The sequence below is a fragment of the Brachybacterium sp. EE-P12 genome, from assembly GCF_003711805.1.
Lineage (GTDB): Bacteria > Actinomycetota > Actinomycetes > Actinomycetales > Dermabacteraceae > Brachybacterium.
Map to the genome: position 1 here is coordinate 736,470 of NZ_QXCP01000004.1, position 25,597 is coordinate 762,066.

Sequence of the window (25,597 nt, forward strand, 5' to 3'; positions counted from 1 at the left end):
GGTCGCTCGCCGCTGCCCGCGGCTCGCACCGCCGGCGCCTCACAGCGCCGGCGGCTCCTCCGCCCGCGGCGCCGGTCCGATCCATTCGCTCGCCCGCACCCGCCGCGCCGCGAGCTCCCGGCGACGGCCGAGGAGGTACACCGCCGCGGTCGCCGCGACCAGGGCGACGACGCCGCCGATCAGCAGGGCGGGGGCCTGGTCGGCGGCGATGATCTCGACCCGCAGCATCAGGGAGAGCAGCAGCACCGCGGCGCCCGCGACGATCGCGAGCACCCCGGCGCCGAGCAGCAGGGCAGGGCCCAGGGAGCGCAGGATCACCGGGCCCGCGGACTCGGACTGCAGCGGACGGTGCAGCGGCAGGCCGCGCCCCAGCTGGCCCGGTCGCGAGACGGCCCAGTCCAGCAGCGCCCGGTCCCGGCGCCGGGTCGCGATCGCGCCGACGACCGCCGCGAGCACCAGGGCCAGCAGCATCCCGGCGAGCAGCGGGCCCGCCTCGCTCGCCAGGTGGAGGGGGAGATCCGCCGCCTCGAGGCTCCGCAGCACGGTGAGCACGAGGCAGGCGAGCGCCGCGAGCAGCAGCGCGCCCTCGAGCATCCGCAGCGGGATCTGCCGCGCCCCGCGCTCCGCCGCAGCGGCCGCCTCGCGTTCGTCCGCGACCGGGTCGGCGCCCTCCTCGAGCACCACCCGGCGCTCGTCGGCCAGCCGCTCCGCGAACTCCTCGACCTGGAGGCCGGCACGCAGATGCGGGGCATAGCGCTCACGCTGTGCGCTGCTCAGCCAGGCGGTGAGCACGAGCGCATCGGCAGCGGCCCGCTCGCGCGGGAGCAGATCGGCGTTGACCACCGCGCGCAGCCGTGCGGCCTGCCCGAAGAGACCCACGCCCGTGGGTCCGGCGGTCCCGCGGCCCGGGAGGTGTCTGGGTGGCGTCGTCGACATGGGGACATGGTCCCAGACCCGTGGGCCGCGCCGCAGGAGCCGAGCGGAACCGCCCCCGACGTCGCCCGCTCCTGCGACGGATCACCCGGCACCGCGCCGCATACTGGGAAGATGACCCACACCGCCGAGCCCGTCCGCACCGTCGTCGTCATCGGAGCGGGGCCGCGGGGCACAGCGATCGTGGAGCGGCTGGTCGCGGCCTCCTCCGCCGAGGAATGGCAGGGAGCGCTGACCGTGCACCTCGTGGATCCGCAGGTGGGTCAGGGCGGTGCGGTGTGGCGCCGGGACCAGCCCGAGGTGCTGCTGATGAACACCACCACCTGCCAGACCACCATGTATCCGGACGAGACCTGCCATCCGCTGCTGCCCGTGCCGCACCGCAGGACCCTCGCCGACCATCTGGCCGATGAGGGGCTCGGCCCCTCGGACTTCGCCTCCCGCGCCGCGCACGGCCGCTATCTCGCGCACGTGCTCGAGCAGGCCATCGCCGACGCGGACCCGGCCCGGCTGCGGATCGTCACCCATCCGGCCGAGGCCCTCGACGTCACCGGCCCCGCGGACGGCCCCCAGCGGGTGCGCCTGTCCGACGGACGGGTGCTGCGCGCCGACGCGGTCGCGCTCGCGCTCGGCCACCTGCCCACGGCGCTCGGCCCCCGCTCCCAGCAGCTGGCCGACGCCGCCGAGCGGCACGGCCTGGTCCACATCGGCCCCGCGAACCCGCTCGAGGTGGACTACGCCGCGCTCCTCGGCCTGGACGCGGTCGCCGTGCAGGGGATGGGCCTGAACTTCTACGACGCGATCGGGATGCTCACCGCCGTCGCCGGCGGACGCTTCGAGCCCGATCCGTCCGCGCCCTCGGGGCTGCGCTACCTGCCCGGCGGCGGGGAGCCGCTGCTGGTGGTCGGCTCCCGCTCCGGGATGGTCTACCGCCCCAAGCCCGACCTCCCCCAGGATCAGCTGACCCCTTACCCCCTGCAGGTCCTCACCAGCGAGCGCGTGCTGGACCTGGCGGTGCGCTCGGCCGGCGTCGACCATGAGCGGGAGGTGATGCCGCTGATGCTCGCAGAGCTGCGCCGCGCCCTCGCCGAGGCCGGCCACGAGGAGCTCGCGCGCGACGAGGCGCTGATCCGCCTGCTGTTCCCCTTCGGACGTCGCGGAGGGGAGAGCGCCGACGCGCACCGCCGCACCCGAGAGGTGCTCGCCCGCGCGCTCGCCGCCGCGACCGCACCCGATCCCGCCTGGGTGCTCGTCCACCGCGTGCTCATCGCGCTGCGGATGCAGGTCAACCGCCTCATCGACCTCGGCGCCTACACCACCGAGTCGGTGCGCCGCGACATCGACGGCCATCTGCGCAACGCCTTCGCCTCCTGGGCCTCGGGTCCTCCCGTCCTCCGCGCCCGGCAGGTCCTCGCCCTCGAGGAGGCGGGCCTGGTGCGCTTCACGGGCCCGCGCATGCACCTGGACATCGACGAGGCGGCGGGACGCTTCGCGGTCCGCGGCGCCGAGGGGATCGTGACGCTCTGCGACGGGGTGCTCGAGGCGCACCTTCCGCCGGTGGACCTGCCCGCCTACCGCTCCGCGCTGCTCGGCGCCTGGCGGGAGCGCGGGGAGGTGCAGAAGGACCACTGGGCCTCCCGCGGCTCTCGCCACCGCATGCTCACCGGCTCGATCGCCGTGGACGGCCTCTACGCCCCGATCGGCACCGACGACACCGTCTACGAGCGCCGGCTCCTGGTGGGAGTGCCGGTCTCCACCGCCCAGCCGGGCTCCGCGATCACCGCCGAGCCCGGCACCTCCCCGCAGCTGCTGCGCCACGCCGAGGCGGTCGCGCTGCGGCTCGCCCGCGCCGGCGGAGCGCTCGCCGCGGAGTGAGCGCTCCGCTGCGGAGCGAGCGCCCTGCCGGCCGTGGCACGATGGCGCCCATGAGCTCGCCCTCCGCCCCCGTCCTGGACCCCTACGCCGACATCGTCGACCTCACCGCCGCGATCGTCGACATCGAATCGGTCTCCGGGAACGAGCGCGCGCTCGCCGACGCCGTCGAGCGGACCCTGCGCGCGAGGGCCCCCCACCTCCAGGTGCTGCGCGACGGGGACACCGTCATCGCCCGCACCGCTCGCGGCCGGGATCGCCGGGTCCTGCTGGCCGGGCACCTGGACACCGTCCCCGTCGCGGCGAACCTCCCCTCCTCCCGTCGGCACCGGGAGGGGCGCGAGGAGCTCGTCGGCCGCGGCAGCTGCGACATGAAGGGCGGGGTCGCGGTGATGCTGAAGCTCGCCGTCGAGGCGGCCGCCTCCCCGCTGGACCTCACCTGGATCTTCTACGACCACGAGGAGGTCGCCGCGGCGGACAACTCCCTCACCCGTCTCGCCGCCGAGCGTCCCGAGCTGCTCGAGGCCGACTTCGCGATCCTCGGCGAGCCCACCTCCGCCGGGGTCGAGGGAGGCTGCAAGGGCACGATGAAGCTCGAGATCACCGCCCGCGGGACCGCCGCCCACTCCGCCCGCGACTGGGTGGGCGAGAACGCGATCCACCACCTCGCCCCCGTCCTCGAGCGGCTCGCCGCCCACGAGGCGCGGCGCGCGGTGATCGACGGGCTCGAGTATCGCGAGTGCCTCAACGCCGTGGCGATCTCCGGCGGGATCGCCGGCAACGTCATCCCCGACCGGGCGAGCACGACGGTGAACTACCGCTTCGCCCCTGACACCTCGGTCGAGCAGGCCGAGGCGCACGTGCGCGAGGTCCTCTCCGGCCTCGACGTCGACATCGAGGTGACCGACGCCGCGCCCGGCGCGCTGCCCGGCCTGGACACCCCCGCCGCCCGGGAGTTCCTCGCCGCGCTCGGCGGGCAGGTGCCGCTGGCCGCGAAGCAGGGCTGGACCGACGTCTCCCGCTTCTCGGCGCTGGGCACCCCGGCGGTGAACTTCGGACCCGGCGACCCGCTGCTCGCCCACACCGACGACGAGCACGTGCCCGTGCGGGACCTCGAGATCGCGCTCGAGGGGCTGCGCCGCTACCTGCTGCCGGCCTGATCCACGACCGCGCGCCCCGCCCCGGCTCCTGCGCCGCCGCGCACCGCGGGGGCGCGGACCACTACGATCGCGGCATGACACCGGAGGAACGAGAGCATCACCGCAGGGGCCCGGTCACGCTGCGCGGCGACCAGCGGCCCGACCGCACCACCGACCAGCGACTCCTCGAGGAGTCCGCGACGGGGGAGTGGGTGCACACCGATCCCTGGCGGGTGCTGCGCATCCAGTCGGAGTTCGTCGAGGGGTTCGGGGCGCTGGCAGAGCTCGGCCCGGCCATCTCGATCTTCGGCTCCGCACGGCTCGGGGAGGACCATCCCGACTACGAATGCGCCCGCCGGATCGGGGCGGGCATCGCCGAGCGCGGCTACGCGGTGATCACCGGCGGCGGCCCCGGCATCATGGAGGCCGGCAACCGAGGCGCGCAGGAGGCGGGCGGCGTCTCCGTCGGCCTCGGCATCGAGCTGCCCCACGAGCAGGGCATGAACAAGTATGTCGACCTCGGCGTCGACTTCCGCTACTTCTTCGCCCGCAAGACGATGTTCGTGAAGTACTCCAGCGGCTTCGTGGTGATGCCGGGCGGCTTCGGCACCTTCGACGAGCTGTTCGAGGCGCTGTGCCTCATGCAGACCCACAAGATCGACCTGTTCCCCGTGATCCTGGTGGGTCGCGACTACTGGCAGGGCCTGCTGGACTGGGTGGGCTCGGCGGTCGTGGACCGCGGGATGATCAGCCTGGCAGACCTGGACCTCGTGCGCGTGGTGGACACCGCCGACGAGGCGCTGTCCGCGCTCGGCGAGGCGATCCGCGGCGACCAGGAGGGGCCGGCGGCAGGGGAGGACCGTGCCGCCGTGGAGGACGAGGTCGTGGACGCCTCGTGACCGCCGTCAGCCCGATCGTGCTGCTCCTGCTGCTGGTCGCGCTGCTGGTCGGGGTGCTCATGATCGGTGTCGCCACCGGCCGCTGGGGCGGCGGGATCGGCCTGCCCGCACGGCCCCGTCGGACGCGACGTGCGAGCACTCCCGAAGACCTGAGATAATGGCCACCGTACGCGCGCTGCCAGAGGCCCCGTCCGGGGGAGCCACTCACCGGCAGCGACACATCTAGGAGGCACGCCATGGCTGCTATGAAGCCGCGCACCGGTGATGGTCCGCTCGAGGTCGTGGAGGAGGGCCGCAGCATCATCATGCGCGTCCCGCTCGAGGGGGGCGGCCGTCTGGTCGTCGAGATCGCCGCATCGGAAGCCGTGGAGCTGCGAGACGCCCTGCAGGGCGTCATCGACTGAGCAGCACGCCGCCGGTCAGGCCCCGCATCCCGTCGACGGATGCGGGGCCGACGCCGTCCGGGAGGGACGGGCGGCGAGGCGTCAGGCGCGGCGGGGGCGCAGCACCGCGGCGAGCACGCCGTCGCCGCTGCCGGTGAGCGCCGGCACGAGGTCCTCGGCCTCGGTGACCGCGCGCAGCAGCTCGCGCACCGCCCTGGTGGAGGCATCGCGCGCGGTCGGGTCCGCGACCCGGTCGTGGAAGAGCGCATGGGGGATGACCAGGACGCCGCCCGGACGCAGCAGGCGCCGGGCGTGCTCGAGCAGATCCACCGCGTGCGGGGCATGGGCGGGGAAGCTCACCAGGTCGTAGGCATGGTCCGTGAGCCGGCCGATGACATCGCGCGGCTGGCCGGCGATCGTGCGCACCCGCGGGGAGCGGATCCGCGCCTCGGCGAAGGCCTCGCGCGCCGCGCGCTGGTTCTCGACCTCGGGATCGATCGTGGTCAGCACCCCGTCGGGATGCATCCCCGCGAGCAGGTAGAGGGAGCCGACGCCGCTGCCCGTGCCGATCTCGACCGCGGAGCGGGCCTGCACCGCCGCGGCCAGCACACGCATGAGGGCACCCGCCCCCGGCAGCACCGGGGTCGCGCCGAGCTCGTTGCCGCGCTCGCGGGCGCGGGCGAGGATGCCGTCGTCGGTGAAGAGGGTCGCCTCGTCGACGAACTCCTCGCCGTGGGCCCAGGAGGCCACCTTTCCCGACGACATCTCCGCTTCCTCTCGCCGCACGCCTGTGAACGGGCCGATCCTACGTCAGCGGCGCCGGGACGCGCAGATCCCGCGCCGCTCCCAGGGTGCGCGATGCAATAATGGGCGCGGATCAGCGGACCTCGAGACGTATGGGTGGACAATGGGCGGCACCGGTTTCTTCGGCCTCGGCGGGTGGGAGGTCGTCGTCCTGCTCATCGTGTTCCTCGTGGTCGTGGGGCCGCAGCGTCTGCCCGAGGTCACCCGTCAGCTGATCCAGTGGGTCAGGCAGGCCCGGCGCTGGGTCGAGGACTCCCGCTCCACGGTCGAGGACGAGATGGGCATCGCCATCGAGGACCTCAAGAAGTACGACCCCCGCCAGTACGATCCGCGCCGCATCATCCGCGAGGCCTGGGGCGACACCGACATCGACGAGCTCCTGCCCAGCAAGGAGTCCATGTCGGTCGCCGCCGGCGGCGCCGCAGCGGGCGCCGCCGCCAAGGGCGCGAAGAAGCGCTCGGGGGGGACGGCGAAGGACGAGGGGCCGAAGCGCGCGCCCTTCGACGACGAGGCCACCTGAGCCGAGCCGAGCCCGATCCAGGTGCCCCGCCCCGTGACGGCTCAGTGCCGGGCGACGGTCAGCGGCAGCTTCATCCCGCCGAGCCCGCGCGGGGTCCGCACGAGAGAGCGCGCCACCGCCTTCAGGGCGAGCGAGGTGGGGGAGTCCGGCTGCGAGACCACCAGCGGCACGCCGCTGTCCGCGCCCTCACGCAGCGCCGGGTCGAGGCCCACCCGCCCGAGCACGCCGACGGGCGCATCGACCGCCTCGGCGAGGGTCGATGCGACCCGGTCCCCGCCGCCGGAGCCGAAGACGTCCATCACGGAGCCGTCGGGCAGGGTCAGCCCGGCCATGTTCTCGACCACCCCGGCGATCTCCTGCTCGGTGGAGGCGGCGAGGGAGCCGACGCGCTCGGCGACCGAGGCCGCGGACTGCTGCGGCGTGGTCACCACGACCATCTTCGCGCCCGGCAGCAGCTGCGCGACCGAGATCGCGACATCGCCCGTGCCCGGCGGGAGGTCCAGCAGCAGCACGTCGAGGTCGCCCCAGAACACGTCGGAGGCGAACTGCTCGATCGCACGATGCATCTTCGGGCCGCGCCACACGACCGCCTGCCCCTCGGGCACGAACATGCCGATGCTCATCACGGCCACGCCGTGCCCGACCGGCGGCATGAGCAGGTCGGAGACCTTCGTCGGCTTCTCGGTGATCCCGAACATCCCCGGCATCGAGAAGCCGTGGATGTCCGCGTCGATCACGCCCACGCGCAGCCCGTCGGCCGCCATCGCGGCGGCGAGGTTCGCGGTCACGGTCGACTTGCCCACCCCGCCCTTGCCGGAGGAGATCGCGAAGACGCGGGTGAGGGAGCCGGGCTGGTTGAAGGGGATCTGGCGACGGCCCTGGCGCAGCCGCGCGGTGAGCTCGCGGCGCTGCTCCTCGGTCATCGCGGAGGTGGTCACCTCGACGCGGGACAGCCCCGGCACGGTCGCGGTCGCCTCGGCGGTGTCGCGCTCGATCCGGTCCCGCATGGGGCAGCCCTCGATCGTGACGAGCACGTGCACGCGGGCGGTGCCGTCCTCGTCCACGGCCACGGAGCCGACCATGCCGAGCTCGGTGATGGGACGGTGGATCTCGGGGTCGATCACCCCGGTCAGGGCCTCGTGGATGCGGTCCACGCGCTCGTCGGCGCCGGGCTGCTCCGCGCCGGACCGCTCGGGGGTGGACGGATCGGGGGTGGTGGTCACTGCGGGTCCTGCTCCTTCCCTGCGCGGCGATCCAGCGCCGCCTCGACCTCCTCGCGCAGGAGCGCGCGGAGATGCTGGTCCTGGACCTCGGGGGCCTCGCGGCGAGCCTGCTCGCGAGGCTCCTCGAGCTCCTCGAGCAGGTCCCGCAGCTCGCCGCGCACGAAGTCGCGCGTGGCGACGTCGTTCAGCGCGAGGCGCAGCGAGGCGATCTCCCGGGTGATGAAGTCGGTGGTGGCGTGGTTGCGCTCGTTGGACTGGCGGTCCTGCTCGGCCTGGACCCGATCGCGGTCGTCCTGGCGGTTCTGCGCGAGCAGCAGCAGGGGCGCGGCGTAGGAGGCCTGCAGCGAGAGGATCAGGGTGAGCAGGGTGAAGTTCAGGGCGCGCGGATCGAACTGCGCGGACTGAGGGGCGAGCGAGTTCCAGGTCAGCCACACCGCGCAGAACAGCGTCATCCCCACCAGGAAGGCAGGGGTGCCCATCATCCGTGCGAACGCCTCCGCCCCGCGCCCGAAGGCGTCGCCGCGGAAGGGGCTGCGCAGCCGGCCGCGACGGCGGGGTGCGGGCGCGTCGAGGGCGTCGAGGTTCTGCTCGGCCATCCTCAGCCCTCCTGCCTCGTCCCGTCGGCCTGCTCGTCGGCCGGCACGGCACCGGTCCCGTCCTCGGCGTCACGGGCGGTGGCGCGTGCGATCTCGGAGAGGTCGATCTGCCCCGTCGTCGGGGCGGGCTCGTCCTGCTCGCGCCAGTCGTCGGGCAGCACGTGGTCGAGCACGTCGTCGACCGTGACCGCGCCCAGCAGCCGCCCCTCGTCGTCGACCACGGGGATCGAGACGAGGTTGTAGGTGGCCATCTCGCGGGTCACCGTCGACAGCGGCACCGTGGGGGAGACCTCCACCCGGTCGGGGTCGATGATCTCGCCGACGGGCCGGTCCGGCCGCTCGCGCAGCAGCTGCTGGAAGTGGACGATGCCCAGCAGGCGCCCGGTCGGCGTCTCCAGCGGGGAGCGGCACACGTGCACGGTCGAGGCGAGCGCCGCGTGGATCGCCTCCCGGCTGATCATCGCCAGGCAGTGCGCGACGGGCGTCTCGGGGGCGACGATCAGCGGCTCGGTGGTCATCATGCCGCCGGCGGTGTACTCGTCGTAGGCCATGAGGCGTCGGACGTCCTCGGCCTCCTCCGGCTCCATGAGGTCCAGCAGCTCGGCGGCCACGGTCTCGGGCAGCTCCTGGACGAGGTCCGCGGCGTCGTCGGGATCCATCGCGTCCAGCACGTCGGCGGCGCGCCGGGCGTCCAGCCCGGTGACGACCTCGACCCGGATGTCCTCGGGCAGCTCCTCGAGCACGTCGGCGAGGCGCTCGTCGGCCAGCTCCCCGGCCAGCTCGATGCGCCGCTTGGTCTCCAGCTCCTGGATGATCTCGGCGAGGTCAGCCGGGTTCAGGTCCTGGTACGAGGCGGCGAGCAGGTGCGCGGACTGCTCGGCCTGGGTGCCGTAGAGCCCCGTCACCTCGGACAGCTCGACGGTGAGGGTCTGCCCGCGCGAGACGAGCCGTCCCAGCGAGCCGCCGGGCCGCCGGCGCCGCACGTGCAGGCGCGAGACCATCCAGTCGCGGTGCCGGTTCTGGTCCAGCGCGATGTCCAGCACGGTCGCCTCTCCCGAGCCGTCGACGAAGGTGACGGCGCGGTCCAGCAGATCGCCGAGCACGAGCAGCTCCCCGGTGCGCTTCTCGAAGCGGCGCACGTTCAGCACGCCGGTGGAGATCACCTGACCGGGCGAGATCGAGGTGACGCGCGTGATCGGCAGGAACACGCGCCGCTTCGCCGCGACCTCGACCACGAAGCCGACGGCGCGGGCGCTCGTGCGGGTCTGCGGCACCACGACCACGTCGCGCACCGTCGCCACCGCGTCCCCGATCGGATCGAAGACGGAGGTGCCGACGAGCCTCGCGGCGTAGAAGCGGGGCTGCCCGGGAGTGCTCACGCCCGCAGCCCGGCGATCCAGGCCTCGACGTCCTCCGGTCGTCGCGGCGCGGCGGCGGAGAGGTTCTCGACCCCGTCGGCGGTCACCAGGACGTCGTCCTCGATGCGCACCCCGATCCCGCGCAGCTCCTCGGGGACCAGCAGGTCGTTCTCCTTGAAGTACAGGCCCGGCTCGATCGTGAACACCATGCCGGGCACGAGCTCCGCGTCGAGGTACATCTCGCGGCGCGCCTGGGCGCAGTCGTGCACGTCCAGGCCGAGGTGGTGGCTGGTGCCGTGCGGCATCCAGCGCCGGTGCCACTGTCCCTCGGGGGCGAGGGACTCCGCGGCGGTGCCGGGCAGCAGCCCCCACTCCTCCAGGCGCGCGGCGAGCACCTCCATCGCGGCGGTGTGCAGGTCGCGGAACAGCAGCCCCGGACGGGCGACGGCGAACGCCGCATCAGCGGCCTCGAGCACCGCCTCGTACACCTTCCGCTGGACGGGGGAGAAGACGCCCGAGACCGGCAGGGTGCGGGTGACGTCCGCGGTGTAGAGGGAGTCGATCTCGACGCCTGCGTCGACGAGCACCAGCTCGTCGGCCCGCACGGCGCCGTCGTTGCGGGTCCAGTGCAGGGTGCAGGCGTGGTCGCCGGCCGCGGCGATGGTGTCGTAGCCGACCCCGTTGCCGTCGGCGCGCGCGGTCGCCGCGAAGACGCCCTCGATGACGCGCTCTCCGCGCGGGTGGCCGACGGCCGCGGGGAGGTTGCGGATGACGTCCTCGAAGCCGCGCAGGGTCGCCTCGACCGCGAGGCGCATCTGGCGCACCTCGTAGTCGTCCTTGACCAGCCGGGCCTCGCTCGCGGCCTCCTTGAGCGCGGCGCTCTCGGCCGCGGCCTCCTCCCCGCCGGGCAGCCCGTTCTGCTCGCGGATCTCCTGGACCATCGCCTCGACGGAGGCGTCGACCTGGGGGATCACGGTCAGGGACAGCCGGGCGCCGACGTCCTTGGCGAGGTGGTCGCGCAGCTCGTCGATGTGGCGCACCTCCACGCCGATCCGCTGGGCGGCCTCGGCGATGGTGGGGCGGCGCCCCACCCACATCTCGCCGTAGCGGGAGTCCGCGTAGAACTCCGAGGTGTCGAAGCCGGCGCGGGGCCGGAAGAAGTAGGTCGCCACCGACGTGGTCGGATCCTCCGGGGAGGGCTCGACGACGAGCACGCTGTCGGGCTCCTCGTCGGTGCCCAGGCCCGAGTAGTACGCGAAGGCGGAATCGGGACGGAAGGGGTAGTCGGTGTCGTTCGAGCGCACCTTCAGCACCCCGGCCGGCAGGACCAGCCGGGTCCCGGGCAGGCGGCGCACGAGCGCGTCGCGGCGCGCGGGGGTGTAGTCCGCGGACTCGCGGCGCTCGGCGTCCGGCACCGTCTCGTCCCAGCCGGAGGAGATGAACTCGCGGAAGGCCTCGCTGCTGGGACGCTGCGAGCGGGAGTCACCCCGGGAGGCGAGGTCCTCCAGCCGCTCGCCGCGCGCGGTGCCGTCGGTGCTGGTGTCGGTGTTCTCGGTGCTCACCCCACGATGTTCTCACGCTCCGGTCTACCCTGGGCGCATGAGTGAGCGGTCCTACTCCGGCGCGAGGCAGCGCATCGACCTCCACGCGCACAGCACCTGCTCGGACGGCACGACGTCCGTGCCGGAGCTGTTCGCGCACGCGCAGGAGGTGGGCCTGGACGTGCTGGCGCTGACCGACCACGACACCGTCGAGGGCTGGCCGGCGCTGCCGGACGCGGTCGCCGCGAGCGGCGTCGCGGCGGTGCCCGGGATCGAGGTCTCCGCCGAGCACGGCCATCGCAGCGTGCACCTGCTGGCGCTGCTGGTGGACCCCTCCGAGGACACGGCGCTGGCCGCGGAGATGGCCGACGCGCGCTCCTCCCGGATCGAGCGGGCCCGCCGCATGGTCGAGCTGATCGGCCGCGACCATCCGCTCACCTGGCAGGACGTCCTCGACCAGGTCGCGGGGGAGGAGACGGTGATCGGACGGCCGCACATCGCCGACGCCCTCGTCGCGACCGGGGTGGTGCCCGACCGCTCGGCGGCCTTCGAGGAGATCCTGCGCGGCTCCGGTCCCTATTACGTGCCCTACTACGCGCCCTCCCCGCTCGAGGCGCTCGCCGCGATCCGGGCGGCGGGCGGGGTCTCCGTGATCGCGCACCCGGGCTCGGTCACGCGCGACGACGACCTGCCGGTGGAGCTGCTCGAGGAGCTCGTCGAGGCCGGGCTGGACGGCGTCGAGGTGGCCCATCGCGAGCACGACGCAGCAGAGCGCGAGCGCCTCGCCGCCTTCGCCCGGCGGCACGACCTGCTGATCACCGGGGGCAGCGACTTCCACGGCAGCGGCAAGCCGAACCTGCTCGCCGAGAACCTCACCGCCCCCGAGGTGCTCGCCGAGATCGAGCACCGCGCCACGAGCGGGACCCGCGTCATCCGGCCCTGAGCCCGCGCCGGCGACGTGCCCCGGTCCTAAGACGCCGACGGGCCCCGGCGCGGGTGCGCCGGGGCCCGGTGGAGAAGGTGACCTGCTGCGGCGGCGTCGCCGGCCGGGCGGCCTCGGGACATCAGCCCTCGGCGTCGCCGCCGGTCCGCGATCCCTCGGAGGAGCCGCCGGCGGACCTGCCGCCGCGGCTGCGGCCCCGGCCGCCGCGCGAGCGACGACGACGGGTCGAGGAGCCGCTGGACTCGGAGGAGCCGCCGTTCTCGGAGGGCCCGGTCGAGGGGGCCTCGGCGTTCGTGCCCTCCCCGGCGACGACCTCGCCGTTCACGCGGCGGGTGCGGGTGCGGGAGCGCTTGCGGCGGGGCCGCTCGGAGCCCTCCTCGCCCTGCCCGCCGCGGGCCGGACGCTCGCGATCACGATCCGCACCGCCATCGCGCCCCCGGCCGGCGTCGCGACCGCCTCGGCCGGAGCCGCGCCCGCCGCGTCCGCCCTCACGGGAGCCTCGGCCGCCGCGGCCGCCCTCGCGCGGCGCGCGGGCGCCGGAGTCGGGACCGCCGAGGTCCTCGATCTCCTCCGCGTCCAGACCCTCGCGGATGCGCTTGTCCTTCGGGAGGGTGCCCTTGGCCTCGGTGGGGATGTCGAGGTCGGTGAACAGGTGGTCGGAGGTGGAGTAGGTCTCCACGGCCTCGGTCGACTCGAGCCCCAGCTGCCGGGCGATCAGGGCCCAGCGCGCGAGGTCCTCCCAGTCCACGAAGGTGATCGCGGTGCCCTTCTTGCCGGCGCGGCCGGTGCGGCCGGTGCGGTGGAGGTAGGTCTTGTCGTCGTCGGGGCAGTTCCAGTTCACGACGTGGGTGACGTCGGTGACGTCGATGCCGCGCGCGGCGACGTCGGTCGCGACCAGCACGTCGATCTTCCCGTGGCGGAAGGCGCGCAGCGCCTGCTCGCGGGCACCCTGGCCGAGGTCGCCGTGCAGGGGAGCCGCCGCGAAGCCGCGGTCGGCGAGATCGCCGGCCACCCGGTCCGCCTGGCGCTTGGTGCGCATGAAGACGATCGTCAGGCCGCGTCCTCGGGCCTGCAGCACCCGGGCCATCACCTCGATCTTGTCGAGCTGATGCGCGCGGTAGACGACCTGCTTGATGTCCGCCTTGGTGCGGGACTCGTCGCCCGGGTCGTGGGCGCGGATGTGGGTGGGCTGCTTCATGAAGCGCCGTGCGAGCGCCATGATCGGGCCCGGCATCGTCGCGGAGAACAGCATCGTCTGCCGGTGGGCGGGGACGGCCTGCAGCAGATTCTCGATGTCCTCGAGGAAGCCGAGGTCGAGCATCTCGTCGGCCTCGTCGAGCACCGCGGTGCGCACCTGGGAGAGGTCCAGATGCTTCTGGCGCATCAGGTCGATGAGCCGGCCCGGCGTGCCGACGACCACCTCGACGCCCCGCTCGAGCGCCTCGATCTGCGGCTCGTAGGCGCGGCCGCCGTAGACGGTGAGGATGCGGATCGGACGCTTCGCCGAGGCTGCCTCGAGGTCGTGCGCGACCTGCACCGCGAGCTCGCGAGTGGGGAGCACGACGAGCGCCTGGGGCTTGCCGATCGGACGGTCGTCGGGGTTCGGCTCGCCCGGGGCGACGGAGCTCTGCAGCAGCGGGATGCCGAAGCCGAGGGTCTTGCCGGTGCCGGTCTTGGCCTGGCCGATGATGTCGCGACCCTTGAGCGCGACAGGGAGCGTCAGCGACTGGATCGGGAAGGGCGTGGTGATGCCCTTGGCGGCGAGGGCCTCGACGATGTCGGCGCGGACGTCGAAGTCGGCGAAGGTCTGCTGCGGGTCGGGGGTGCCGGAGCTCTGCTCGACGGCGGGGGAGGCCGACACGGCCTCGTCGGTGTGCGGGATGGTTTCAGGCACCGTTCAACTCTCTGGTCATGGATGTGCACGGCCATGGTAGCCCCCGGGGGCTCCGCGCCGTGAGGAACTGCGGCCTACCCCTCGCCGCCGTCGCTCGGGTCCGGCAGCGGGCTGACGGGGTCCGTCGGCGTGACGCGCTCCTCGTCCGGCAGGCCCTCGCCGGGGGTGACCTCCTGCTCCGGCGGGACGGTGCCCTCCGGCGTCTCGGCGCCCTCGGGAACCTCGAGCTCGGGCTGCTCGACAGGCATCTGGGAGCGGTGGATCGAGACGGAGACCAGACCCAGCCCGCCCATCGTGATGTCGTCGTAGGCGACCAGGCGCCCGCTCTCCCGGTCGAAGTAGAGCATCCGCGCGGTGAGGTCCAGCGGGTCCTCTCCCTGCAGCACCGGGGCGACGCCGCCCGAGGCGAGTGCGCCGCCGGTCGAGCCGACCGTCAGCCAGTCGGTGCCCGAGCCGTCCCGGTCCAGCTCGACGTCCGAGGTGTGCATGTGGCCGGACAGCACCAGCGGGGCGCGACCCAGCAGACCGTCGGGCTGGGTGGGGTCATGGATGAGCGCCACGTCCACCGGGTCCTCGGGATGGGCCTCGTCGTACGCCTCGATCGTCTCCCCGAGCTGGAAGCCGCTCGCTGCGACCGCGTCCTTGCCCTCCTGCCAGCCTCCCGCGTCGGAGTCGTCGTCGGCCGCGAAGCGGGGATCGCCGATCCCCGCGATCGTCAGTCCCGCGACCTCGACCACCTCGTTGTCGACGACGGTGGCGTTGGGCTGCGCCGCGATGGTCGCCGAGGCGCGGGCGCCGTCGTGGTTGCCGCTGATGTAGACGTAGGGGATCTCCAGCGTGCCGATCCGGTGCAGCAGCTCGTTCTCGACCGGGGTGCCCCAGGAGACGATGTCGCCGGTGTCGATCACCGCGTCGATCGCGAACTGAGTGTGCAGCTGCTCGATCACGTCGTAGGCCTGCGGGTTGTCGTGGATGTCCGAGACGTGCAGGACCGTGACCAGGTCCTCCTGGTCCAGGCCCACCGGGAGGCTGTCGGCCGCGATGTACAGCGCGGAGACCTGCCCCACGAACTCGGCGAGGGTGTCGCGATAGCTCGCGTAGTCCTGGGCCGTCGCCTCCCCGAGGTCCGCGATGTACGCGGCCTGGGAGAGCAGTCCGTCGAAGCGCGGCTGGGTGAGGGAGTCGGGGGAGAACGTGGCCGCCGCCGTGCCGACCGAGGCGCCCACCAGCGCGACGGCGCCTCCGCCGGCGACGAGCGCCCGACGCACGCGGCGGAACGTGATCCCCACGGCCAGACCCGCCCCGCCGGCCGCGAACAGGGCGTTCAGCGCCGCGTTCCGGGCGGCGGCGGAGCTGATCGCCTCGGGAGCGCTGGACTGCAGCTCGGCGAACCCGGCATCGGAGTAGAAGAGGGCCTCGGCCTTCTCGATGTCGACGCCCTTGACCCGCGCCTCGATCCGCACCGGCGCGATGTGGGTGTCGAAGGCGACCTCGCCGACGGGCGGCAGCAGCAGCACCGTGTCCGAGGAGAGGGAGGGGCGCAGGTGCACCGAGGCGGTCAGCGGGCCCACCTCGACCTTCGAGTCGGGCACGAGCAGCACGCCCACCACCATGCCGAGCAGAGCGACGACGACGGTCGTGCTGACCCGCAGCACGCGCGCACGGCGGCGGCGCCGTCGTCGGGCCTGCGCGAGATCCTCCGCAGCGGGGGCGTCCTGCGTCGCGTCCGCGGCTCCGGGCGGCTGCTCCGGGGCGGGGGCCTGCTCTCCGGCGGCCCCCGCGGACTCGCCCGCGCGGGCCGGCTCCTCGGGGGTCGTCAAGTCCTCAGCCGAGGAAGCCGACGCGGCGGGGCTCCTCGGTGGAGACCTCGGCGTAGGCGAGCTTCGCGCCGGGGACCAGCACGGTGCGGCCCTTGTCGTCGACCAGCGTGACGGGGGTGCCCTCGGTGACCGCGGCGCCGAGCCGCTCGAGCACCGCGTCGGCGTTCTCGTCGGACTCGATCACGAGCTCGCGGGGGGAGTGCTGGATGCCGATGCGGATCTCCATGACCTTCCTTCCCTCCGCGCGCGGCGGAGACGGTTGTGCTGTTCAGGGGGAGTCTACGTGCCCTCTCCGGCGCTCCGGCGCGCGTACGCCGCAGGCGGAACCCGCAGGGACGGGCAGGCCCTGCGGAGGCGGGCAGGTCCCTCAGCGTCCGGAGGTGCTGTGCTGCGTCGCGGCCGGCTCCACGGCCACGAAGCCCTGCAGCCCGTCCACCACCGCGGTCGTCATCGTGGACAGGATCATCTCCCGCTCCGCCTCGTCCGCGGCGTCGTGCAGGAGCTGGGCGGTGGTCTGGGCGAGGGTGATCAGGCCGCGCCCGAGCGTCCTGGACTGCCCGACGCTCAGCTCGCGATAGGAGGTCAGCACGCCGGCGAGCTCGATCGACATCGCATCGAGCACCTCGTCGACCCGTTCCTGGACCTCCTCGGAGATCGCCTCGTGGCCGGTGAACAGGCGCAGGGAGTTCTTCAGCGCCACGTACTCGTAGAAGCGCTGCAGGCCCACGCGGACCCGGTCGGCGGGCCGACCGGCTCGGCCCGCCATCGAGCGGACCTCGGCGAGCAGTCCCTCGCCGATGACGTCCAGCACCTCCACGTAGAGGCTCTCCTTCGAGCGGAAGTGCTGGTAGAGGACGGGTTTGGTCACACCTGCGGAGGTGGCGATGTCATCCATCGACGTGGCCTGGTACCCCTTCTCGGTGAACACCTCGGTCGCGAGCCGGAGCAGCTGGGAGCGTCGTTGCTCTCGGGGCATCCGGGAGGTGGCGGGTGAGGACATGGGATCGACCTCCGGATCGGACAATCGGGACAGGGGGTGATCCCGACCACTGTACCGCCGCCGCGGTCCGGGCCGGACCGCCTCGGACGTCGTCCCCATGAGGTGCAATGGGTCCATGCGACGCACCGGCACGATCACGGGGGAGGGCATCCGCCTGCTCGGACCCGACCTCGCCTCGCTGCCCGCCCTGCTGGACCGGGAGCGGCTCGACGAGGGCCAGCGTCGCGCCCTCGCGGCCTTCGGCGCAGGCCAGCACGTCCTCGTCCACGGCGGTCCCGGCAGCGGCCGCACCGCCCTCGCCCTCGCCGCCGCCGACTCCGCGGGAGAGGAGACGCTGCTGCTCGCCCCGCGCCGCCTCGCCGCCGGGAGGCTGCGCGACGCCCTCGCCGTGCACGGACGCGGCACGGCGCGCGCCATGACCCCGCCCGCCCTCGCCCACGCCGTCGCCCGCGCCGAGGCGCTGCGCCGCGGACTCGGCGAGCCGACCCTCGTCACGGGCGCGGAGCAGGACGCCCTGCTCGCGGAGCTGATCGCCGAGCGCACTGGCTGGCACCTCGAGGTCGACGCGGGGACCCGCGCGCTCCCCGGCTTCCGCACCGAGCTGCGCGACCTCATCACCCGTGCCGGGGAGCTGGGGCTGGGCCCCACGGCGCTCGAGGCGCTGGGCCGCGAGCACGACCGGCCCGCCTGGCGCGACGCGGCCGCGCTGCTGCGCGACTACCTCGGGGTGCTGGACCTCGAGGCCTCCGCCGCGCTCGATGCGGGCCCCCGCCTCGACTCCGGCGCCCTGGTGCGCCGCGCCGCGACGCTCCTGGGCGACCCGTCCGTCCCCTCGCCCTTCCGCGCCGTCGTGGTCGACGACGCGCAGGACCTCACCGCCGCCGGCGTCGAGCTCGTCGCGGCGCTCGCCGCGAGCGGTGCGCGGGTGCTCGCGATCAGCTGCCCCGATGCCGCGGTGGACACCTTCCGCGGCGCGCTCCCCGACGCCGCCGCCCGGCTGCGGGACCTGCTGCCGGGCGTGCCGCTGGAGATCTCCCTCGACGGCGCCCACGCCAGCGAGGCGCCGCTCACCGGGGCGATCGACGCGCTGCGGGGACGGCTCCCGCTCGCCGGCGCCCCGGCCGGCTCCCGTCGGCCCCGCACGGAGCTCTCGGGCGGGATCGTCGCCCTGCGCGCAGGGGACCCCCTGGACGAGGCGCGCCTGATCGGCTCGGCCCTGCGGGACCTGCACCACCGCGAGGGGATCGAGTACGACGACATGGCCGTGGTGTGCCGCTCCGGTGCGGCCGTCGCCGATGTCGCCGACCGTCTCTCCCGCACCGGCCTGCCCGTGCGGATCCCCCGCCGTCCCCAGCCGCTGCGGGAGGTCGCCGTGGTCGCGGATCTCCTGACGATCCTCGAGCTCGGCCTCGCCCCCGACGGCGCGCCGCTCGAGCCCCGCACCGCCACGGAGCTCCTGCGCGGCCCCTTCGGGGACGCCGACGACCTGCGCCTGCGCCGCATCCGCCGGCTCCTGCTCGCCGCGCACCGCGAGGAGGTCAGGCGGCGGGACGAGGAGGGCGAGGAGGGGGAGCCCGCCACCGGAGACGCTGCGGTGTCGGATGACTCGGCGCCGCCGGCCGCGCCGGTGACGAGCGAGCAGCTGCTGGCCCGCGCGCTCGTCGACGAGGAGGTGCCGGGCCTTCCCGCCGCGGACGCCCGCGACCGCGCCGCCGCCCCCGTGCACCGGCTGCGCGACATGATCCGCGCCGTGCGCGCGCATCGCGAGGACGGGGCCGAGCAGGTGCTCTGGCACGCCTGGGACGCCTCCCGCCTCGCGGGCGGCTGGCGCCGCGCCGCGCTCGGGGACGCCGGCGACGTGGACGGAGCCCGGGCGCGCCTGGCCGGCTCCCGCCTGGACGCGCTGCTGGAGCTGTTCGCCGCCGCCGAGCGCCTCACCGAGCGCCGCCCCGGCGCCGGGCCCCTCGAGCTCGTCGAGCAGATCCGCGCCCAGGCCGTCGTCGAGGACACCCTCGCCCCGGCCGCCGCCGCCCGCGGCCGGATCGACGTGCTCACCCCCGCGCAGCTCGCCGGCGAGCACCGCGACACCGTCGTCCTCGCCCGGCTCCAGGAAGGGGCCTGGCCGGACCTGCGCCTGCGCTCGACCCTCTTCGGCGCCGCGGACCTCGCCCTGCTCGCCGGACCCCGCGCCGCCGACCCCGCCCCGGGGCCCGAGGCGCTGCGCGCCCTCCAGCGCGAGCAGGTCCTCGCCGACGAGCTCCGCCTCGCCGTCAGCGCCCTCGCCCGCGCCCGCTCCCGGGTGCTGCTCACTGCGATCGAGGGCGAGCAGGAGGAGCCCTCCGCGCTCTTCGACGTGCTCGAGGAGGCCGCCGGGGAGCCGTGGATCGACCCCGAGGTGCTGCGCCTGGACCCCGGCCCCGCCCCCGATGCGCGCCGCCTCGTCGCCGCGCTGCGCCGCCGCCTGCGCGAGGAGGACCCCGTCCGCTCCCGCGACGCGGCCCTCGCCCTCGAGGCCCTCGGCCGCGCGGGCGCCCCCGGCACCGACCCCGCGGCCTGGTATCACCAGGACCCCAGCTCCACCGAGCCCCTGCACGACCCGGAGGACCCGATCGCGCTGTCCCCCTCCGCGCTCGAGCGTGCCGCGGACTGCCCCCAGTCCTGGCTCATGGAGCGCGCCGGCGGCACCCGTGCGGGCGGTCCCGCCCAGCTCCTCGGCACCGCGATCCACCATCTCGCCCAGATCCACCCCCGCGGCGAGACGGACCTCCTGGACGAGCTCCACGCGCTGCTGCGCGGCATGCCCGGCACCGACACCTGGTCCGGACGCCGCCGCGTGCGCCGCGCGGAGGACGCCGCCCGGCTGCTCACCGAGCACCTGCGCACCGCCGCCGAGCCCCTCGCCGTCGAGGCGCCCTTCGAGGTGACCCTCGGACGGGTGCGGCTGCGCGGCAGCATCGACCGGATCGAGGGGGACGCGACCGGTCTGCGGGTCGTGGACCTCAAGACCGGCCGTGCCGCGAAGTCCGCCGCGAAGGCCGAGGCGGACCTGCAGCTGGCCGCCTACCAGGCCGCGGTGCGCGAGGGCGCGCTCGCGGAGCAGCTCGGCGAGGACGCCCCAGAGCGGCTGAACGGCGCCCAGCTCGTCTACGTCGGCACCGGCGCGAAGCGGGCCGCGGTGCGCACCCAGACCGCGCTCACCCGCGCCGAGCACCCCGACTGGTTCGACGAGCTCGTCCGCGACGTGGCCCGCGAGGTCTCCGGGGAGCACGTCACCGCGCGCCGCAACGCGCACTGCGACCACTGCGCGGTGCGCTCCAGCTGCCCGCTCCAGCCCGAAGGAGAGCAGCTGTGAGCACCGTCCCGACCGTGCCCGGCACCCCCGCCCGCCATTCCGCCGCGCAGCTCGCCGCGCTGCTCGAGCAGCCCCCGCCCACCGCCGAGCAGACCGCCGTGATCGAGGCGCCGCTCGCGCCGATGCTCGTCGTCGCCGGCGCCGGCTCCGGCAAGACCGAGACGATGGCCTCGCGCGTGGTGTGGCTGATCGCCAACGGCATCGTCGAGCCCCGCCAGGTGCTGGGCCTGACCTTCACCCGCAAGGCCGCCCATGAGCTCGGCGAGCGGATCGGGGCGCGTCTGGCCACGCTCGCCGCTGCCCTGCGCGATGCCGGGGAGGAGCTGCCGCCCGGCCTCGAGCGCGGCGGCGACGAGCTCGTCGGCCAGCGCCCCCTGGTCCACACCTACAACGGCTTCGCCCTCGACCTCGTGCGCGAGCACGCCCTCGCCGTCGGCATCGACCCCGAGCTGACCATGATGTCCGCCTCCGCCTCCTGGCAGCTCGCCCACGAGATCGTCGAGGGCTGGGACGACTCCCTCGACCTCGACGCCTCCCCGGCCACGCTCACCGCCGCGCTGCTCTCCCTGAGCTCCTCGCTGGCCGACCACCTCGTCACGCCCGACCAGCTCGAGGCGCACCTGCGCGAGATCCGCGACCACCTCGCCCAGATCCCGCTGCAGGTCGAGGGGCGGCGCCGCACCACCCCGAAGGAGGTCGCCAAGGTGATCGGCGCGCTCGAGTCGCGCCTGGCGCTGATCCCGCTGCTGGAGAGGTTCGCCGAGATCCGCACCGCCGACTCGGCGCTGGACTTCTCCGACCAGGTCTCCCTCGCCGCCCGCATCGCCCGCGAGGTCCCCGCCGCCGCGACCCTCGCCCGGCGCATGCACCGCGTGGTGCTGCTGGACGAGTTCCAGGACACCTCCGTGGCCCAGCTGCGCATGCTCACCGACCTCTTCGGCCCCGGCCACGCCGCCTGCGCCGTCGGCGACCCGCAGCAGGCGATCTACGGCTGGCGCGGCGCGTCGGCCGCCTCGCTCGCCGGCTTCGCCGAGGCCTTCGCGACCGAGGCGCAGCCCGTCCTGCAGCGCACCCTGTCCACCTCCTGGCGCAACGAGGAGGCCGTGCTCGCCGTCGCCAACCGCCTCGCCGCCCCGCTGCGCGACGCCGGCGCCGGGATCGAGATCCCCGAGCTGCATCCCCGCCCCGGCGCGGGGGAGGGGGCCTGCGAGATCCTCGAGGCGGCCGACGAGCGGGCCGAGGCCCGCGCGATCGCCGACTGGATCCTCGCCCGCCGCGCCGAGGACGGGACCGGTGCCGTGAGCACCGGTGGGGCAGGCGCCGAGAGCACGCCGCCCGCCTCCGCCGCGATCCTCGTGCGCGCCCGCCGGCAGATCCCCGCGCTGGTCGCCGGGCTCGAGGAGCGGGGGCTCACCCCCGCGGTCGTGGGACTCGGCGGGCTCCTGCACCGCCCCGAGGTCGCCGATGTGCGCGCCCTGCTCGAATGCGCGCACGATCCCGGCCGCGGCGACGCCCTCATGCGTCTGCTCACCGGACCGCGGATCCGGCTCGGGGCGCGCGACCTCGCCGTCCTCGGCCGCTGGCGCGACCGGATGGGCTCGCGCCGCCGCGCCGACGCCGCTGCGGCGGGACCGGTCGGGGCCCGGGACGAGGCCGAGGAGGTCACGCTCGTGGACGCGGTCGACGACCTCCCGCCCGCGGACTGGACCGACCCGGCCGGCCGCGCCCTCACCGCCGCCGGCCGCGAGCGGCTGCTGCACCTGCAGCGGATGCTGCGCGACATGCGGCGCCTGCTGCCGCTGCCCCTGCCGGACCTGATCACCGCCGCGGTCCGGGCGCTCGAGGTGGACCTCGCCCTGCTGGAGACCGCGCCGGGCACTGGCGCGCTCGCCGACCTCGAGGCGCTGCGCGACCACGCCGCGTCCTTCGAGCGCACCGCCCGCCGCGGCGGGCTCGGCGCCTATCTCGACCTGCTCGAGATCAGCGAGGACGAGGAGGCGGGGCTCGCCGTGACCGCCGCCCCCGAGCAGGCCCACGACCCCGCCGCCGTGACCATCGTGACGATGCACTCGGCCAAGGGCCTCGAATGGGACCTCGTCGCGGTCGCCGGCCTCACCGAGGGCTCCGTGCCCTCCTACGACCTGCGCCGCGCGAAGACCGACGAGACCGGCCGGGTGCGCGTGCCGGGCGACGGCTGGCTCGGCAAGCTCGCCGGCGCCTCGGTGCCCACCGCTCTGCGCGGCGACGCGGACACCCTCCCCGAGCTCGCCTGGGCCGAGGCCGACACCCAGGTCGACGCCGAGGGGCTCATCGAGGAGTACCGCTTCGCACAGGGCGAGGAGGCGCTGGCCGAGGACCGGCGGCTGATGTACGTCGCGGTCACCCGGGCCCGCCGCCGACTGCTGCTGACCTCCGCCGCCTGGCGCGAGGGACTGCGCACCCCCCGGCCCCGCTCCCGCTATCTCGCCGAGGCGGCGCCGCTGGTGCCCGAACCCTTCCGCACCGCGCAGGAGGTCCCCGAGGAGAACCCGCTGGAGTCCGAGCGGTCCACCGCCGCCTGGCCGCCGCAGCCCGGCGAGGCGGAGCGGGCGCGTGCCCGTGCCGCCGCCCGGCTCGACCAGGCCGCCCCGGCCGATGCCGTGCAACCGGCAGCGCACGTCGAGCCCCCCGCGCTCGCCGACGCCCAGCTCGAGGAGCTCGTGCGCCGCACCCTCGCGGACCTCGCCCAGCACGCCGCCGCGCCCGTCGTCCACTCCCCGCCGCGGCTGTCCGCCTCCCAGGTCGTCCAGCAGGCCCGCGACCCGCAGGCCGCCGCGATCGAGCTGCTGCGCCCGCTGCCGCGCCGCCCCTCACCGGCCGCCGTGCGCGGCACCGCCTTCCACGCCTGGCTCGAGACCCGCTTCGAGAGCGCGACCCTGCTGGACCTCGAGGACCTCGCCGATCTCGAGGACCCGGAGGAGGAGCGCGCCCTCGCCGACGCCCGCGCGCTGCGCGAGGCCTTCGAGGCCTCCGAGTGGGCGCACCGCAGCCCGATCGCGGTCGAGCAGCCCGTCACCACGCGCATCGGGGAGATCGGGGTGCGCGGCGTGATCGACGCGGTGTTCGCCGAGCCCGAGGGCGGCGACGGCACCGCGGGTCCCGACGGCGACGGAGGAGTGATCATCGTGGACTGGAAGACAGGCCGCATGCCCCGCCCCGCACAGCTGCGCGAACGCTCCCTGCAGCTCTCGCTCTACCGACTGGCCTGGCACGAGAAGACCGGGCTGCCGCTGGAGAACATCCGCACGGCCTTCCACTTCGTGGCCGACGGGATCACCCACGAGGTCGCCGAGCATCCTTCCCGCGAGCGGATCGCGCAGATGCTCGCGGGGGAGTGAGGAGAGGTCAGGCGCTGCCGTCCTCGCGCGCGTTCATCGCCTCGTAGGCACGCTCCGCCTCCTCGCGGGCGATCTGCGCGAGATCCGTGTCGAGGTCCGCGATCATGCCCTTCGCGTCCGCGACGATGTCCTCGTCCTCGACCTCGAGGCCGTGCTCGAGCCATTCGGCGACCGCGAACTCGCCCAGCGCCTGCGCCCGCTCCATGAGCCGCGGATGGCTCGAGGTGGGAAGCTCCTCCCGGTAGGCGGCGTACAGCGCGTCGAAGCGCTCCGGGTCCAGGGAGGAGATCAGCCAGGCGAGGTCCGCCGCGGGATCGCCCACGATCGACGAGGACCAGTCCCGCACCGCGCTCAGGCGCCGGCCCGAGACGAACAGGCTCTCCTCGGAGAGGTCGCCGTGGATGAACTGCGGGGTGAAGTCCCACAGCTCCGCATCGGCCAGCAGCGCGTCCCACCGCTGCGCGACCGCGGCGGGCAGGTGCCCGGCGGCGTGGACCGCGTCGATCCGGGCGCGATGGCGGGCGTGCAGCACCTCGGGGGTGAACGACTCGACCCCTGCGGACTCCGCCGCGTACCGGGGGACGGTGTGGATCCGGGCCAGGACCTCGCCCAGGGAGCGGGCCAGCTCCTCGCTCTCCTGGAGGTCCTCGAGCATCAGCGGACGGCCGACGGGCGCCTCCGTGACAGCGCTGCGCCCGCCCTCGGGGAGTCTCACGTAGCCGAGCACAGGAGGGATCACGGGTCGCAGCGGGGTCCCGGTGAGCGCATCGGCGACCCGCAGATCGCGCTCGAGACGGATCCCGCCTGCGGTGGACGCGGGGGAGTGGACCAGCACTCGGCGGCCGTCCTCCGCGACCACCCCGGCGACGTCGAGATCCTCGGCCGGGGTGGCGATGGGCGAGGTCCGCACCGGGACCAGCCCGGGGACCGCCGCCGCGGCGAGGGCAGCCAGGGAGAAGGAGTTGCGATGCACGCGTCCACCGTACCCGTCCGACCCCCGCCTGCCGCGTAGGCTCGAGACCATGCCGACGCTCCGTGGACCGCACCTCAGCACACCCCTCACCCTCCGCGGCTCCGACCGCGACGCGCTGCTGCGTGACGACCCGGGGATCCTCGCCCCGGGGGAGGACGCCCGCTATCTCGTCACCCGTGCCGGGGCCGTCGCCCTGGCCGAGGACGAGGAGGGCACCCTCCGCGCCGTGCTGGAGACCGCCGATCCGCGCGGCGGCACCACCCAGCCGCTGGTCCTGCTGGGGCGCCGCGACGGCCTGCGAGTGCTCGCCGTGGAGATCGCCGAGCCGAGCCCCGAGCTCGACGACCCCGGCCGTGATCTGCGCGACCTCCGGCGCGTCGCGGATCGCCTCGACGAGGCCGACGCCGACCTCGCCGCCGCTGCGGTCGCGATGGGCGCCTGGCACCGCTCGATGCGGCACTGCCCCCTGTGCGGCGGGCTGCTCGAGCCCGAGATGGCCGGCTGGGTGCTGCGCTGCCGCGAGGACGGCGTCGAGCAGTTCCCCCGCACCGACCCCGCCGTGATCATGGCCGTGCGCGACGGGCAGGACCGGCTGCTCCTGGCCCGCAACGCGCACTTCCGCGGCCGCTTCCACTCGGTGCTGGCCGGCTTCGTCGAGCCCGGCGAGAGCCTCGAGAACGCGGTCGCGCGCGAGGTCGACGAGGAGGTCGGGGTGACGGTCACCGAGGTCGAGTACATGGGAAGCCAGCCCTGGCCCTTCCCGCGCTCTCTCATGCTCGGCTACCGAGCCTGGGCACCGGAGGCCGCCGAGCTCACCCTCCAGGACGAGGAGATCGCCGAGGCGCGCTGGTTCTCGCGCGAGGAGCTCGCCGCGGCTCTCGCCGCCGAGGAGATCGAGCTGCCCGGCGCCGCCTCCATGGGCCGCGCCCTGATCGACGACTGGTACGGCCGCTCCGCCGAGGCCTGAGCG

At 74.9% G+C, this 25,597-nt stretch carries 21 protein-coding genes; 10 read left to right on the forward strand and 11 right to left on the reverse strand.

Annotation, left to right across the window (positions count from 1 at the left end):
* Nucleotides 1-39 precede the first annotated feature (39 nt).
* Nucleotides 40-936: a hypothetical protein gene (locus D1648_RS06455; protein ID WP_122939953.1), complete on the reverse strand. Its 897-nt coding sequence runs from the start codon at nt 934-936 to the stop codon at nt 40-42.
* Nucleotides 937-1,047: 111 nt separating this feature from the next.
* On the opposite strand from D1648_RS06455, the gene D1648_RS06460 reads away from it, so the two are divergent.
* The 5 genes from D1648_RS06460 (at nt 1,048) to D1648_RS06480 (ending at nt 5,247) form a co-directional block, all read left to right on the forward strand.
* Nucleotides 1,048-2,808, forward strand: coding sequence for an FAD/NAD(P)-binding protein (locus D1648_RS06460; protein WP_122939954.1), 1,761 nt, complete (start codon nt 1,048-1,050; stop codon nt 2,806-2,808).
* Nucleotides 2,809-2,858: 50 nt separating this feature from the next.
* A complete protein-coding gene (gene dapE, locus D1648_RS06465; RefSeq protein ID WP_164518600.1) occupies nt 2,859-3,965 on the forward strand; it encodes a succinyl-diaminopimelate desuccinylase in 1,107 nt (368 codons plus the stop codon).
* A 74-nt stretch (nt 3,966-4,039) separates the two neighbouring features.
* Entirely contained in the window at nt 4,040-4,843 is an 804-nt protein-coding gene (locus tag D1648_RS06470; RefSeq protein WP_122939956.1) for a TIGR00730 family Rossman fold protein, read from the forward strand.
* Entirely contained in the window at nt 4,840-5,001 is a 162-nt protein-coding gene (locus D1648_RS06475; RefSeq protein ID WP_122939957.1) for a hypothetical protein, read from the forward strand. The genes D1648_RS06470 and D1648_RS06475 overlap by 4 nt, the downstream gene beginning before the upstream one ends.
* A 78-nt stretch (nt 5,002-5,079) precedes the next feature.
* A complete protein-coding gene (locus tag D1648_RS06480) occupies nt 5,080-5,247 on the forward strand; it encodes a DUF3117 domain-containing protein (protein WP_122939958.1) in 168 nt (55 codons plus the stop codon).
* A gap of 81 nt (nt 5,248-5,328) precedes the next feature.
* On the opposite strand, the gene D1648_RS06485 is transcribed toward D1648_RS06480, so the two are convergent.
* On the reverse strand, nt 5,329-5,991 hold the full coding sequence (locus D1648_RS06485; protein WP_122939959.1) for an O-methyltransferase: 663 nt from the start codon (nt 5,989-5,991) through the stop codon (nt 5,329-5,331).
* Between the two features lie 142 nt (nt 5,992-6,133).
* On the opposite strand from D1648_RS06485, the gene D1648_RS06490 reads away from it, so the two are divergent.
* Nucleotides 6,134-6,550 (forward strand): twin-arginine translocase TatA/TatE family subunit, encoded by a 417-nt coding sequence (locus tag D1648_RS06490; protein WP_122939960.1) that lies wholly within the window; start codon nt 6,134-6,136, stop codon nt 6,548-6,550.
* A gap of 41 nt (nt 6,551-6,591) precedes the next feature.
* Here the strand turns inward: D1648_RS06490 and D1648_RS06495 are convergent, their stop codons facing one another.
* From D1648_RS06495 to D1648_RS06510, 4 genes are read right to left on the reverse strand one after another with little or no spacing between them, the layout of a single operon-like run.
* A complete protein-coding gene (locus tag D1648_RS06495; RefSeq protein WP_122939961.1) occupies nt 6,592-7,773 on the reverse strand; it encodes a P-loop NTPase in 1,182 nt (393 codons plus the stop codon).
* Nucleotides 7,770-8,369: a DUF1003 domain-containing protein gene (locus tag D1648_RS06500; protein ID WP_122939962.1), complete on the reverse strand. Its 600-nt coding sequence runs from the start codon at nt 8,367-8,369 to the stop codon at nt 7,770-7,772. Before D1648_RS06500 ends, D1648_RS06495 begins: the two co-directional genes overlap by 4 nt.
* Before the next feature lie 2 nt (nt 8,370-8,371).
* On the reverse strand, nt 8,372-9,748 hold the full coding sequence (locus D1648_RS06505; protein ID WP_206424779.1) for a magnesium transporter MgtE N-terminal domain-containing protein: 1,377 nt from the start codon (nt 9,746-9,748) through the stop codon (nt 8,372-8,374).
* Nucleotides 9,745-11,289: an aminopeptidase P family protein gene (locus D1648_RS06510; RefSeq protein WP_122939963.1), complete on the reverse strand. Its 1,545-nt coding sequence runs from the start codon at nt 11,287-11,289 to the stop codon at nt 9,745-9,747. The genes D1648_RS06505 and D1648_RS06510 overlap by 4 nt, the downstream gene beginning before the upstream one ends.
* Before the next feature lie 37 nt (nt 11,290-11,326).
* Between D1648_RS06510 and D1648_RS06515 the strand changes: the two genes are divergently transcribed.
* Entirely contained in the window at nt 11,327-12,211 is an 885-nt protein-coding gene (locus D1648_RS06515; RefSeq protein ID WP_122939964.1) for a PHP domain-containing protein, read from the forward strand.
* A 121-nt stretch (nt 12,212-12,332) separates the two neighbouring features.
* On the opposite strand, the gene D1648_RS06520 is transcribed toward D1648_RS06515, so the two are convergent.
* The 4 genes from D1648_RS06520 to D1648_RS06535 all read right to left on the reverse strand — a co-directional run bounded on the left by D1648_RS06520 (nt 12,333) and on the right by D1648_RS06535 (nt 16,925).
* Nucleotides 12,333-14,105: a DEAD/DEAH box helicase gene (locus D1648_RS06520; protein ID WP_122939965.1), complete on the reverse strand. Its 1,773-nt coding sequence runs from the start codon at nt 14,103-14,105 to the stop codon at nt 12,333-12,335.
* Between the two features lie 74 nt (nt 14,106-14,179).
* Nucleotides 14,180-15,925: a metallophosphoesterase gene (locus tag D1648_RS06525; protein WP_164518601.1), complete on the reverse strand. Its 1,746-nt coding sequence runs from the start codon at nt 15,923-15,925 to the stop codon at nt 14,180-14,182.
* A gap of 4 nt (nt 15,926-15,929) precedes the next feature.
* Nucleotides 15,930-16,151: a DUF3107 domain-containing protein gene (locus tag D1648_RS06530; RefSeq protein WP_122939966.1), complete on the reverse strand. Its 222-nt coding sequence runs from the start codon at nt 16,149-16,151 to the stop codon at nt 15,930-15,932.
* A 141-nt stretch (nt 16,152-16,292) separates the two neighbouring features.
* Nucleotides 16,293-16,925, reverse strand: coding sequence for a TetR/AcrR family transcriptional regulator (locus D1648_RS06535; RefSeq protein ID WP_122939967.1), 633 nt, complete (start codon nt 16,923-16,925; stop codon nt 16,293-16,295).
* A gap of 115 nt (nt 16,926-17,040) precedes the next feature.
* Between D1648_RS06535 and D1648_RS06540 the strand changes: the two genes are divergently transcribed.
* Together D1648_RS06540 and D1648_RS06545 are read left to right on the forward strand one after the other, a co-directional pair.
* Entirely contained in the window at nt 17,041-20,277 is a 3,237-nt protein-coding gene (locus D1648_RS06540; RefSeq protein ID WP_122939968.1) for a UrvD/REP family ATP-dependent DNA helicase, read from the forward strand.
* Nucleotides 20,274-23,654 carry an ATP-dependent DNA helicase gene (locus D1648_RS06545; protein WP_122939969.1) on the forward strand — a complete coding sequence of 1,127 codons (3,381 nt, stop codon included), beginning with the start codon at nt 20,274-20,276 and terminating at the stop codon, nt 23,652-23,654. The genes D1648_RS06540 and D1648_RS06545 overlap by 4 nt, the downstream gene beginning before the upstream one ends.
* Nucleotides 23,655-23,661: 7 nt before the next feature.
* On the opposite strand, the gene D1648_RS06550 is transcribed toward D1648_RS06545, so the two are convergent.
* Nucleotides 23,662-24,627: a phosphotransferase gene (locus D1648_RS06550; protein ID WP_122939970.1), complete on the reverse strand. Its 966-nt coding sequence runs from the start codon at nt 24,625-24,627 to the stop codon at nt 23,662-23,664.
* 49 nt (nt 24,628-24,676) lie between these two features.
* Between D1648_RS06550 and nudC the strand changes: the two genes are divergently transcribed.
* Nucleotides 24,677-25,594, forward strand: coding sequence for an NAD(+) diphosphatase (gene nudC / locus D1648_RS06555; protein WP_122939971.1), 918 nt, complete (start codon nt 24,677-24,679; stop codon nt 25,592-25,594).
* Nucleotides 25,595-25,597 lie beyond the last annotated feature (3 nt).